The sequence below is a fragment of the Pseudomonas guariconensis genome (assembly GCF_015680235.1).
Classification (GTDB): Bacteria; Pseudomonadota; Gammaproteobacteria; order Pseudomonadales; family Pseudomonadaceae; genus Aquipseudomonas; species Aquipseudomonas guariconensis_A.
In genome coordinates, this window is record NZ_JADLJL010000004.1 from 192,075 (window position 1) to 204,759 (window position 12,685).

Annotated in this window: 8 protein-coding genes; 3 read left to right on the top strand and 5 right to left on the bottom strand. The window is 64.5% G+C overall.

Translation table 11 applies throughout. The features are described from left to right. The first annotated feature begins 25 nt into the window (after nucleotides 1–25). The 3 genes from creB to creD all read left to right on the top strand — a co-directional run bounded on the left by creB (nucleotide 26) and on the right by creD (nucleotide 3,654). Nucleotides 26–700, top strand: coding sequence for a two-component system response regulator CreB (gene creB, locus IRZ56_RS05320; protein ID WP_196143962.1), 675 nt, complete (start codon nucleotides 26–28; stop codon nucleotides 698–700). After that, on the top strand, nucleotides 700–2,133 hold the full coding sequence (gene creC, locus IRZ56_RS05325) for a two-component system sensor histidine kinase CreC (protein WP_196143963.1): 1,434 nt from the start codon (nucleotides 700–702) through the stop codon (nucleotides 2,131–2,133). The genes creB and creC overlap by 1 nt, the downstream gene beginning before the upstream one ends. A 192-nt stretch (nucleotides 2,134–2,325) precedes the next feature. Continuing rightward, nucleotides 2,326–3,654: a cell envelope integrity protein CreD gene (creD, locus tag IRZ56_RS05330; RefSeq protein ID WP_196143964.1), complete on the top strand. Its 1,329-nt coding sequence runs from the start codon at nucleotides 2,326–2,328 to the stop codon at nucleotides 3,652–3,654. A 160-nt stretch (nucleotides 3,655–3,814) separates the two neighbouring features. On the opposite strand, the gene IRZ56_RS05335 is transcribed toward creD, so the two are convergent. The 5 genes from IRZ56_RS05335 to aceE all read right to left on the bottom strand — a co-directional run bounded on the left by IRZ56_RS05335 (nucleotide 3,815) and on the right by aceE (nucleotide 12,540). Beyond that, nucleotides 3,815–4,438 carry a glutathione S-transferase gene (locus IRZ56_RS05335; protein ID WP_196143965.1) on the bottom strand — a complete coding sequence of 208 codons (624 nt, stop codon included), beginning with the start codon at nucleotides 4,436–4,438 and terminating at the stop codon, nucleotides 3,815–3,817. A gap of 9 nt (nucleotides 4,439–4,447) precedes the next feature. After that, nucleotides 4,448–5,116, bottom strand: a complete 669-nt coding sequence (gene msrA, locus IRZ56_RS05340) for a peptide-methionine (S)-S-oxide reductase MsrA (protein ID WP_196143966.1) — start codon at nucleotides 5,114–5,116, stop codon at nucleotides 4,448–4,450. A 150-nt stretch (nucleotides 5,117–5,266) separates the two neighbouring features. After that, complete coding sequence (locus tag IRZ56_RS05345; RefSeq protein ID WP_196143967.1) at nucleotides 5,267–7,960, bottom strand: putative bifunctional diguanylate cyclase/phosphodiesterase; 2,694 nt, start codon at nucleotides 7,958–7,960, stop codon at nucleotides 5,267–5,269. 286 nt (nucleotides 7,961–8,246) lie between these two features. After that, complete coding sequence (gene aceF / locus IRZ56_RS05350) at nucleotides 8,247–9,881, bottom strand: dihydrolipoyllysine-residue acetyltransferase (protein WP_196143968.1); 1,635 nt, start codon at nucleotides 9,879–9,881, stop codon at nucleotides 8,247–8,249. A gap of 13 nt (nucleotides 9,882–9,894) precedes the next feature. Then, a complete protein-coding gene (gene aceE / locus IRZ56_RS05355) occupies nucleotides 9,895–12,540 on the bottom strand; it encodes a pyruvate dehydrogenase (acetyl-transferring), homodimeric type (protein WP_196143969.1) in 2,646 nt (881 codons plus the stop codon). Between the last annotated feature and the right edge of the window lie 145 nt (nucleotides 12,541–12,685).

The window sequence follows — 12,685 nt, forward strand, 5'->3', positions numbered from 1 at the left end:
TTCGCTATCTGCAAGGCCGGACGCCATGCCGCACATCCTCATCGTCGAAGACGAATCCGCCATCGCCGACACGCTGGTCTACGCCCTGCAGGCCGACGGCCATAGCACCGAATGGGTGACCCTCGGCAGCGCGGCTATCGAGCAGCAGCGCGCGCGCCCGGCGGACCTGGTGATCCTCGATATCGGCTTGCCGGACATCAGTGGCTTCGAGACGTGCCGCCAACTGCGCCGTTTCACCGAGGTTCCGGTGATGTTCCTCAGCGCCCGTGACGCCGAGATCGACCGGGTGGTGGGCCTGGAGATCGGCGCGGACGATTATGTGGTCAAACCGTTCAGCCCCCGTGAAGTGGCGGCGCGGGTGCGGGCGATCCTCAAGCGCATGGCCCCGCGTGTGGAGTCCCTGGCGGCGCCATTCCAGGTCGACACCCTGAGCATGCAAATCAGCTATCGTGCGCAGCCGCTGGCCCTGACCCGACACGAGTTTCGCCTGCTGCAGTGCCTGCTGGAACAGCCTCGACGGGTGTTCAGCCGCGAGCAATTGCTCGATGCCGTGGGCGTGCCCTCCGACGCGGGTTACGAGCGCACCATCGACAGCCACATCAAGAGCCTGCGTGCCAAGCTGCGTCAGGTCGCCGCCGACGCCGAGCCGATCCAGACCCACCGAGGGCTTGGCTACAGCTACAGCCCGGACCACGCCTGATGCGCCTGGGCATCCGCATCTTCCTGGTGTATTTCCTGTTCGTCGGGTTGTCTGGCTATTTCCTGCTCAACACCGTACGCGAACAGATCCGTCCGGTGGTGCGCCAGTCTTCCGAAGAAACCCTGGTGGACACCGCCAACCTGCTGGCGGAGATCCTGCGCGACGATGTGAAGGCCGGTACCTTGAACCAGGGGCGCCTGCCCCAGGTATTGGCGTCCTATGGCGAGCGCAGGCCGGGGGCCCAGATTTGGGGGCTGGCGAAGAACCAGGTCAGCCACCGCATCTACGTTACCGATGCCAAGGGTACCGTGCTGCTCGATTCGAGCGGCCAGGGCCTGGGCAAGGACTATTCGCGCTGGAACGACGTCTACCTGACCCTGCGCGGCCAATATGGCGCCCGCTCCACCCGCAGCGACCCGGATGACGAAAGCACCTCGGTGATGCACGTCGCCGCGCCGATCCTCGATGAGGGCAGGATCATCGGCGTGGTGACGGTGGCCAAGCCCAACAGCTCGTTGCAACCCTACATCGACCGTGCCGAGCGGCGCCTGCTGAACCTCGGCCTGGGGCTGATAGGCCTGGGCTTGCTGGTAGGCGCTGCGCTGTCCTGGTGGCTGGCCCGCTCGCTACGTCGCCTGACCCGCTACGCCCAGGCGGTCAGCGAGGGCCAGCGCGCCGCGTTGCCGCATTACAAGGGCGGCGAGCTCGGGCAGTTGGCTACGGCGGTGGAACGCATGCGCACCCAGCTCGAAGGCAAGGCCTATGTCGAGCGCTATGTGCATACCCTGACCCATGAACTCAAGAGCCCCTTGGCGGCGATCCGCGGCGCATCCGAGCTGCTGCAGGGCGACATGCCGGCTGAACAAAGAGCGCGATTCGCCGGCAATATCGAGCGTGAGAGCGGGCGCTTGCAGCAGATGATCGAGCGCCTGCTTAACCTGGCCCGCGTCGAGCAGATGCAGGCGCTGGAGGATGAGCAACAGGTGGCCTTGGCTGCGTTGGTCGATGAACTGCTGCTGGCCCACACCGCACGTATCGAAGCTGCTGGCCTGCAAGTGCGCCAGCGGGTGCCGGCGGGCCTACGCTTGTTGTGCGATCCGTTCTTGATGCGCCAGGCCCTGGCCAACCTGCTGGACAACGCGCTGGACTTCACCCCGCAAGGCGGGGCGTTGTTGTTCGAGCTGGCGCACGAGGGGGAACGGGTGGCCTTGAGCGTGTTCAACCAGGGGGAGGCGATTCCCGATTACGCCATCGGGCGCGTCAGCGAACGGTTCTACTCGTTGCCAAGACCGGGCAGCGGGCGCAAGAGCACGGGGTTGGGGCTGAACTTCGTCGCCGAGGTGATGCAGCTGCATGGCGGCGCGTTGGAGGTGGACAACGTCGAGGGTGGCGTGCGCGTGCGATTGTGGTTGCCGGCACGCAGAATCGACTGACTTCGAGGGCCCAATCGCGGGACAAGCCCACTCCCACACCAACACCCACAACCTGCCTGTACCTGTAGGAGCGGCCTTGTGCCGCGAAAGGGTTGCCTAGCAGCCCCAACTACACCCAATCTCCATCTTGTCTCCACAAGCCCTCCACACCCCCGCTCCACACTGCGCCCACCGCAAACGGAGCGCCCACCCATGACCAAAACCCTGAGTTTCAAGCTCGCCACGATCACCTTGCTGACCGTGCTGCTGTTGATCCCCCTGCTGATGATCAGTGGCCTGATTGCCGAGCGTCAGGCCCTGCGCGACAGCGTGATCCAGGACATTGCCGCAAGCTCGAGCTTCGCCCAACGGCTCAGTGGCCCCCTGCTGGTGGTGCCGTACCGCAAGTACGAGCGTCGTTGGATCGAAAAGGACGGCCAACGCCTTCAGGAAACCAGCACGGTCACCGGCCAGCTGTATTTCCTGCCGGACACCTTCGACGCCGCTATAGAGGCCGACACCGAGCTGCGTGCCCGAAGCATCTACCAGGCCCGTCTGTTCCACGCCCGCAGCCGGGTCGCTGGCCGCTTCAAGCTCCCCGAGCGCTGGGGCATCGAGAAAGACTTCGACGACTACCGTTTCGACACGCCTTACCTGGTGGTGGGCATCAGCGATATCCGCGGCATCGAAAATGCCCCGCAGCTGAACCTGGGCGACCGGCATTTGCCGTTCGAGCCGGGTACTGGCCTGGACTGGCTGGGCGGCGGGGTACACGCGCGGTTGCCGATGCTCGCTGCAGGCAAGGCGGGTGAATTCAGTTATGGCTTCGACCTCGCCTTGCAGGGCACCGGCCAGCTGCATGTGGTGCCGGTGGGCCGCAGCAGCAGCGTGGACATCCGCGCCAACTGGCCACACCCAAGCTTCATCGGCAATTACCTGCCCAGCCGCCGGGAGATCGATGGGCAAGGTTTCAAGGCCCATTGGCAGACCAGCTTTTTCGCCACCAACCTCGAAGACGCCGTGCGCCAATGCGTTAGCCAAGTGCAATGCGCAGGCTTCGACGAGCGTGCCTTTGGTGTGAGCTTCGTCGACCCGGTGGACCAGTACCTCAAGAGCGAGCGGGCGATCAAGTACGCTCTGCTGTTCATCGCCCTGACTTTTGCCGGGTTCTTCCTCTTCGAAGTACTCAAGGGCTTTAGCGTCCATCCTGTGCAGTACGCCTTGGTGGGCGTGGCGTTGGCGTTCTTCTATCTGTTGCTGCTGTCGTTGTCCGAGCACCTGGGCTTTGACCTGGCCTATGGGGTATCGGCCTCGGCCTGTGTGCTGCTGATCGGCTTCTACCTGAGCCATGTGCTGGGCAGCCTATGGCGGGGCGTCGGGTTCGCGGCGGGGTTGGCGGTGCTGTACGCATTGCTCTATGGCCTGCTCGGCGCCGAAGACTATGCGCTGCTGATGGGCTCGCTGCTGTGCTTTGGCCTGCTTGGGCTGTTCATGGTGCTGACCCGCCGGCTGGATTGGGCGCGGGTGGGGAGGGAGGCATGAGGGAGGATCGGGAAAAGGGACGATGGCTGGCGTCCATGATCGCCTCGCTGTTTGTTCGCTGCAGACGAATGTGTGATCTCGATCGCCGGCAAGCCGGCTCCCACTGGGAGGGTGCAGGCCGAGCTCCTGTGGGAGCCGGCTTGCCGGCGATCAGGATGGGTCAAGCCACCGGTTGCGTAGCGGCCATCGACGGCCGCTTGGCCACCTCGGCATACCAGGCCGCCAGGCCAGGCTGTTGCTCGCGCCAGCCGAACTGCGGTTGGCGCAAGTCCAGGTAGCCCAGCGCGCAGGCCACGCCGATGGCCGCGATGTCGAAGGTGGAGGCGAGTTCGGCCAGATGCTCCTGCTCCAGGTTGGCCAGGCTACGACGGATCTTCTCGCTCTGGGCCTGCACCCAGCCTTCCCAGCGCTTGTCTTCGGGGCGCAGGAAGGTCTCGTAGCGGGTCGAGACCGCCGCATCCATGATCGCATCGGCCTGGGAGGCCAGGGTCAGGCGACGCCAGCGCGCCGAGCCCTCGCGAGGGATCATGGGGTTGCCGACGTGCTGCAGGTCGAGGTACTCGCAGATCACCCGGCTATCGTGCAGCACGGTGCCGTCTTCCAGGCGCAAGGCCGGGATCTTGCCGATCGGGTTGCCTTGGTTGAGCTGCTCGTCGCCGCTCACCGGGCTCACATTGACCGCCTGCAGAGCAACGCGCTCGAGCTGCCCGGTCTCGTGCAGCACGACCATCACCTTGCGCACGAACGGCGAGAGGGGCGAGTGGAACAGGGTCATTGTCGCCATGGCTGGTCCTCAGTTGCCTTGCAGGCTGGGTGGCAGGCATACGCCGGTACCGGCGATGCCGCAGTAGCCGTCGGGGTTCTTGGCCAGGTACTGCTGGTGGTAGGCCTCGGCGAAATACACGGTTGGGGCTTGGTCGATCTCAGTGGTGATCTCACCGAAGCCGGCCTTGCTCAGCTCTTGTTGGAAGGCGTCACGGCTGGCCTTGGCCTGCTCCAGTTGCTCGGGGCTGGTGCAGTAGATCGCCGAGCGGTACTGGGTGCCGATGTCGTTGCCCTGGCGCATGCCCTGGGTCGGGTTGTGCAGTTCCCAGAACATCGCCAGCAGCTCGCGGTAACTCACTTTGTTCTTGTCGAACACCACCAGCACCACTTCGGTGTGGCCGGTCAGGCCCGAGCAGACTTCTTCATAGGTGGGGTTGGGGGTGAAACCGCCCGCGTAGCCGACCACGGTGCTGACCACCCCTTCGCGCTGCCAGAAGCGGCGCTCGGCACCCCAGAAGCAGCCCAGGCCGAAGATGGCGAAATCGATGTCGCCTTCGAAGAAGGGGCCCAGCAGCGGGGTCTCCTTGAAGACGTAGTGGAACTCGGGCAAGGCCATTGGCGTTTCGCGGCCAGGCAAGGCCTGTTCCGCAGTGGGCATGACGTTTTTGTTCACCAGGATTTCCGAACGCAGGACCATGGCCGTTCCTCTGTGGATTTGGAGAGAGAGTGATGGCCCTATCGCGGGACAAGCCCGCTCCCACAGGAATTGTGCATGACCCTGTGGGAGCGGGCTTGTCCCGCGATAGGGCCCGAATGAGTTCTATAGTGCCCGAGACTTGCGCGTCTGTCAGGCCACCGGGCCACGCGGATAGCGCCGCAGCCTGGCGACCAGCTCGCGCCCCGGGATTGGCCGGTCGAACAGGTAGCCCTGGCCGACATCGCAGCGGTGCCGACGCAGGAAGGCCAGCTGTTCGGCGGTTTCGATGCCCTCGGCGACCACCTTGAGCTTGAGGTTGTGGGCCATGGCCACCACCGCCGACGTGATCTCCATGTCGTCCTGGTTGTCGGGGATCTCGTTGATGAAGCTGCGGTCGATCTTGATGATGTCGATCGGAAACTTCTTCAGGTAGCTCAGCGACGAATAGCCGGTGCCGAAATCGTCCATCGCCAGCATCAGGCCCAGGGCCTTGAGTTCGTCGAGCTGGCGGTGGGTGTCCTCGGTGGCCTCCAGCAGCAGGCCCTCGGTCAGTTCCAGCTCCAGCAAATGCGGCGGCAGCGCTTCTTCGCGCAGGATGGTGCCGATCGAGCTCACCAGATCGGGGTCAGAGAACTGTTTGGGCGAGAGGTTGATCGCCACGTGCAGGTTGCCCACGCCAGCGCTGCGCAGCTGCTGGCTCATGCGGCAGGCCTGGCGTACCACCCATTTGCCGATGGGGATGATCAGGCCGGTTTCCTCGGCCACGCTGATGAACTGGTCCGGGCGGATCATGCCGCGCTCGGGGTGATTCCAGCGCAGCAGCGCCTCCAGGCCTAGCAGGCGCCCACTGCGCAGACACAGCTTGGGCTGGTAGAAGACCTCCAGCTCGTTCTGGGCCAGCGCCCGGCGCAGGTTGTTCTCGACGAACAGCTTGTAGCTGGCCTCGGCGTTGAGCACTTCGGTGAACACCTGCACCTGGTGCTTGCCGTTGGCCTTGGCCTTGTGCAGGGCAAGGCCTGCGTTCTTCATCAGGCTCTGCGGGTCGCTGCCGTGCAGCGGCGCGCAGGCCAGGCCGACAGAGGCGGTGACGTTGATCAGCTGGTTGTCGACGAACATGGGCTTGTCGAGGGTGCGCAGCAATTGCAGTGCGACCTGCTGGCCGGCTTCCAGGGTGGTGTCGTCGAGCAGCACGGCGAACTCGTTGCTGGCAAAGCGCGCCAGCACGTCACCGCCGCCCAGGCTGTTGCGCAGGCGCCGGGCCAGGCTGACCAGCAGCTTGTCGCCGGTCTGGTGGCCCAGGCTGTCATTGATCCGCTTGAAATTGTCGATGTCCACCAGCAGCAGGCAGATGGGAATCGCCCCTTCGCGGGCGAAACGCTCGTCGAGGCTGCGGATGAACGACGGGCGATTGCCCAGGTTGGTCAGGTTGTCGGTATAGGCCAGGCGCTCGATACGCTGCTGCGCCAGCTTGGTCTGGGTGATGTCTTCGTAGATGCCGATGTAGTGGGTCAGCTCGCGGTTGTCGCCGAACACCTTGGAGATCGACAGTTGCCCCCAGTAGGGCTCCAGGCTCTTGCGCCGGCTTCTGAATTCACCCTGCCAGCTGTTGCCCATGGCCAGGCTGGAAGAGGAGTCGAACAGCAGCTCGCTGAGGTTTTCCAGCGCTGGCAGCTCGCCCAGGTGACGGCCTTGCACTTCATCGGTGCTGTATTGGGTGATGGCGGTGAAGCTTGGGTTGACGTATTCCACCACGCCGTCGCGGTTGACCAGCAGGAAGGCGCTGGCACTTTGTTCCACGGCCCGCTGGAACAGGTGCAGGGCGCTGGTGGCGGTGCGTCGGTTGTGGTTGGTGATGACCTGGGCCACCTGGTCGGCCAGCTCGCCGGCAAAGGCGATCTCATCGGACTGCCAGACGCGGGCCGTGCCTGTCTGCTCCAGGCAGAGCACGCCGACCACCTGCCCGTCGACACGGATGCTGGCATCGAGCATGGCATTGTTGGCGGAGGGGTACAGGCTTTCGGCCATTTCCCGGGTGCGCGGGTCTTGGCTGGCGTTATGGGCGTCGATGGCGCGGCTGGCGTGCAGGGCGTCGAGGTAATCGGGGAAGCGGCTGGCGTCAATGGCGTCCGGCAGGTGGTGGCGTTGGTCTTGGCTGCGCCAGGCACTGATCGGCTCCAGCCGCTGTTCGTCGAGGTACCAGAGGCTAGCGCAGTCGACCTTGTAGATCTCGCAGGCGCTGCGGGTAATCAGCTCCGCGGCCTCCTGCAGCGAATTGTCGGCGCTATAGCGCTGCCGGGCCAGGCGCAGGATCAGGTCCTGCTGGGCGCGCACGCGCTCCAGGTGCTCGAGCTGCTCCTGCTGGGCACGCTGGTTCAATTGCAGGGCCAGCTGCAGGCGGCTGTTGCGTGATTCGAGGTCGTCGGCGACTGGGGTAGGGCTGTCGTCCTGCTGATCGTCCAGCACCGTGAGGTAGCCGCGCAGCAACTGGCGATTGTGCTGGCGGTAGCCTTCACCGACCTCCAGCATGCGCAGGGCCACCCCGTTGGTATGCAGGGTGTAGCGGACCCGGTAATGGTTGCGTCGGGCCAGTTGCAGTTGGATCTCGTCATGCAGCGTGTAGCGCGCTTCCGGTTCCATGAGGCTGGCGTAGGGCGCGCCGATCAGGGCGCAGAGCTCGGCGGCGGGCAGGCCGAACTGGCGTTCGCAGGCGGGGTCCAGGTACAGCATGGCCCAGCTGGCTTCGTTGAGCCTTTCGAAACGCAGCATGCCGAGCCGCGAAGGCACGGGAAGCTGCGTGACGACCTCGGCCGCCGAACGGCTGGCGGCATCGGGTTGGCTTTTCATCGAAGACTCGCTTGAACTGGAGGCGCGGCTCGGGCGCGGCGTATCGGGCAAGGTTGCATGATGTCCCGAGGGCTGGCAAGCGGCCCGGGGGATGCACTCTATGAGAGGTTGTCGGCGGGCTTGGGGGAATCTGTAGATGGGGGCGCTTTGTGGCACAGGCGGGCATAGCCCTCACGGCATTCTCCAGGCAAAAAAAAGCCCCGCCAAACGACGGGGTTGAGGTACGAGCGTGGCAGCTCGAAACAGGCCTGCCCCACCCCTTGCGAGGTGAGGCAGGGAGGCTGCCTTACAGCAGCATGGTGCGGATATCCGCCAGCACGTCGCCCAGGCGCTTGGTGAAGCGCGCGGCGGCAGCGCCGTTGATCACGCGGTGATCGTAGGACAGCGACAGCGGCAGCATCAGCTTGGGCTGGAAGGCCTTGCCATCCCAGACCGGCTGCATGGTCGCCTTGGATACACCGAGGATCGCCACTTCAGGCGCGTTGACGATCGGCGTGAAGCCGGTGCCGCCAATGTGGCCGAGGCTGGAGATGGTGAAGCAGGCGCCCTGCATGTCGTCGGCGGCGAGCTTCTTGGTGCGGGCCTTTTCGGCCAGCGCAGCAGCTTCGGCAGCCAATTGCAGCAGGCTCTTCTGGTCGACGTTCTTGATCACAGGGACCAGCAGGCCGTCCGGCGTGTCCACGGCGAAGCCGATGTGCACGTACTTCTTGCGGATGATCGCCTTGCCGCTTGGCGCCAGCGAGCTGTTGAAGTCCGGCAGTTCCTTGAGCAGGAAGGCGCAGGCCTTGAGCAGCAGTGGCAGCACGGTCAGTTTGACGCCAGCCTTCTCGGCCACGGCCTTCTGCGCGACGCGGAAGGCTTCCAGCTCGGTGATGTCGGCGGAGTCGAACTGGGTGACATGCGGCACGTTCAGCCAGCTGCGGTGCAGGTTGGTGGCACCGACCTGCATCAGGCGGGTCAGGGCGACTTCTTCCACTTCACCGAACTTGCTGAAGTCCACGGCCGGGATCGGCGGGATGCCGGCACCACCGGTCGCACCGGCGGCAGGAGCCTCCTTGGCCTTCTGCATCATGGCCTTGACGTAGACCTGCACGTCTTCCTTCAGGATGCGGCCGTGCGGGCCGGTCGCGGCGACCGCGCCCAGGTCGACACCGAATTCACGGGCCAGCAGACGCACGGCGGGGCCTGCGTGAACCTTGGCGTTGCTGCCGGCAGCCGGTGCGGTGGCGACCGGAGCCGGGGCGGCAGCCGGAGCTGCGGCAGGCGCGGCGGCTGAAGCAGCCTCGGCCTTGGCCGGCGCCGGGGCAGCAGCGGCGGGTGCGGCAGCCGGGGCGGCGCCCGCGACTTCCAGCTTGAGGATCAGGTCACCGGTGCCAACTTCGTCGTCCAGCTTGGCGATCACTTCCTTCACCACGCCAGCGGCGGGCGACGGGATCTCCATGGAGGCCTTGTCGGACTCCAGGGTGATCAGCGATTGATCGGCTTCGACGGTGTCGCCGGCCTTGACCAGGACTTCGATGATCTTGGCCTTGCCCGACGAGCCGATGTCCGGCACGTGGATGTCCTGCACGCTGGCGGCTGCCGGAGCGGCGGCCGGGGCAGGGGCTGCAGCGGCTGCCGGTTTTTCTTCGGCGGCAGGTGCCGCTGCCGGGGCAGCAGCGGCCGGAGCCTCGGGCGCCGCAGCGGCGCCCTCGACTTCCAGGACCATCAGCTCGTCGCCTTCTTTCAGGCGATCACCCAGCTTGACCTTCAGCTCCTTGATCACGCCGGCCTTCGGGGCCGGGATCTCCATGGAGGCCTTGTCGGACTCCAGGGTCAGCAGGCTCTGGTCGGCCTCGATACGATCACCGACCTTGACGAACAGCTCGATGATTTCACCTTCACCGCTGCCGATGTCAGGTACGCGAATGAGTTCGCTCACTTAAAAATACTCCTCAGCAGTCCAGTGGGTTGCGCTTGTCCGGATCGATGCCGAACTTGACGATGGCGTCTGCCACCACCTTCGGTTCGATCTCGCCACGGTCAGCCAAGGCTTCCAGGGCAGCCAGCACGACGAAGTGACGGTCGACTTCGAAGAAGTGACGCAGCTTCTTGCGGCTGTCGCTGCGACCGAAGCCATCGGTACCCAGGACCTTGTACTCCTTGCTCGGGACCCACTGGCGGATCTGTTCGGCGAAGAGCTTCATGTAGTCGGTGGACGCTACAACCGGGCCCTTGCGACCGGCCAGGCACTGCTCGACGTAGGTCTGCTGTGGCTTCTGACCAGGCTTGAGGCGGTTGGCGCGTTCCACGGCCAGGCCGTCGCGACGCAGTTCGTTGAAGCTGGTGACGCTCCACACGTCGGCGCCGACGTTGTATTCCTCGCGCAGGATCTTCGCCGCTTCGCGGACTTCGCGCAGGATGGTGCCCGAACCCAACAGCTGCACATGGTGCGCGGCTTCGCGGGTGTCTTCTTCCAGCAGGTACATGCCCTTGATGATGCCTTCCTCGGCGCCGGCCGGGATGGCTGGCTGGGTGTAGGCTTCGTTCATCACGGTGATGTAGTAGAAGACGTCCTGTTGCTCTTCGGTCATCTTCTTCATGCCGTCCTGGATGATCACCGCCAGCTCGTAGCCGTAGGTCGGATCATAGGTGCGGCAGTTCGGGATGGTGGCAGCCATCAGGTGGCTGTGACCGTCTTCGTGCTGCAGGCCTTCACCGTTGAGGGTGGTACGGCCGGCGGTACCGCCGATCAGGAAGCCACGGGTGCGGCTGTCGCCAGCGGCCCATGCCAGGTCACCGATACGCTGGAAGCCGAACATCGAGTAGAAGATGTAGAACGGCAGCATCGGCTGGTTGTGGTTGCTGTACGAGGTACCGGCAGCGATGAACGACGACATGGCGCCGGCTTCGTTGATGCCTTCCTCGAGGATCTGGCCCTTCTTGTCCTCGCGGTAGAACATCACCTGGTCCTTGTCGACCGGCTCGTAGAGCTGGCCCACGGACGAGTAGATGCCCAGCTGGCGGAACATGCCTTCCATACCGAAGGTACGGGCTTCGTCCGGGATGATCGGGACGATGCGCTGACCGATTTCCTTGTCCTTGACCAGTTGCGCCAGGATGCGCACGAAAGCCATGGTGGTGGAGATTTCACGGTCGCCCGAGCCGTCCAGGATCGCCTTCAGGGTTTCCAGCGGCGGAGTCGGGATGCTGAAGCTCTTCGCACGGCGCTGCGGTACGAAGCCACCCAGGGCTGCGCGGCGCTCGGCCAGGTACTTGGCTTCGGCGCTGCCTTCTTCGGGACGGAAGAACGGCAGGTTTTCCAGGTCGGCATCCTTGACCGGGATGTCGAAGCGGTCACGGAAGTGACGCAGGCTGTCGACGTCGACCTTCTTGGTGTTGTGCGCGGTGTTCTTGGCTTCGCCGGCACCGGTACCATAACCCTTGATGGTCTTGGCCAGGACGACGGTCGGTTGGCCCTTGTGGTTGACCGCCTGGTGGTAGGCCGCATAGACCTTGTACGGGTCGTGGCCGCCACGGTTGAGCTTCCAGATCTCGTCGTCGGACAGGTCTTCGACCATGGCCTTGAGCTCAGGGGTGTTGAAGAAGTGCTCACGGACGTACGCACCGTCCTTGGCCTTGTAGTTCTGGTATTCGCCGTCGATGACTTCGTCCATGCGACGCTGCAGGGCGCCGTTGGTGTCCTTGGCGAACAGTGGGTCCCAGAAGCGGCCCCAGACGACTTTGTTGACGTTCCAGCCGCCGCCACGGAACACGCCTTCGAGTTCCTGGATGATCTTGCCGTTGCCGCGAACCGGGCCGTCGAGGCGCTGCAGGTTGCAGTTGATGACGAAGATCAGGTTGTCCAGCTTCTCGCGGCCGGCCAGGGCGATGGCGCCCAGGGATTCCGGCTCGTCGCACTCGCCGTCGCCCATGAAGCACCAGACCTTCTGCTTGCCGGCCGGGATGAAGCCACGGGCTTCCAGGTACTTCATGAAGCGTGCCTGGTAGATTGCCTGGATCGGGCCCAGACCCATGGAAACGGTCGGGAACTGCCAGAAGTCAGGCATCAGCCATGGGTGCGGGTACGAAGACAGGCCCTTGCCGTCCACTTCCTGACGGAAGTTGTTCATCTGGTCTTCGCTGATGCGGCCTTCGAGGAAGGCGCGGGCGTAGATGCCTGGGGAGGCGTGGCCCTGGAAGAAGATCAGGTCGCCGCCATGCTCTTCGGTCGGAGCCTGGAAGAAGTAGTTGAAGCCGATGTCGTACAAGGTGGCGCTGGAGGCGAAGCTCGAAATGTGGCCACCCAGGTCCGAGTCCCGCAGGTTGGTACGCATGACCATGGCCAGGGCGTTCCAACGTACCATCGAGCGGATGCGACGTTCCATGAACAGGTCGCCAGGCATGCGTGCTTCGTGGGTAACGGGGATGGTGTTGCGGTATGGCGTGGTGATTGCGTACGGCAGCTGGGAGCCACTACGGGTGGCCAGCTCGCCCATACGGGTCATCAGGTAGTGAGCGCGGTCTTCGCCTTCTTTGTCGAGGACCGACTCCAAGGCATCCAGCCATTCCTGGGTTTCGACGGGATCGAGGTCTTGCATGGCTTGCTCCAGGGCGGAAAGGCCACCAGAATCGGGGGCCTGAGTTTGCGACTGGCCTTTTGGGCAGACGTCGTGAATTCTTGGATTAGCCGGACAGTCATCCGGCGCCGTGTAGTTTTACTACAAATGATTCGGCATTTCATGC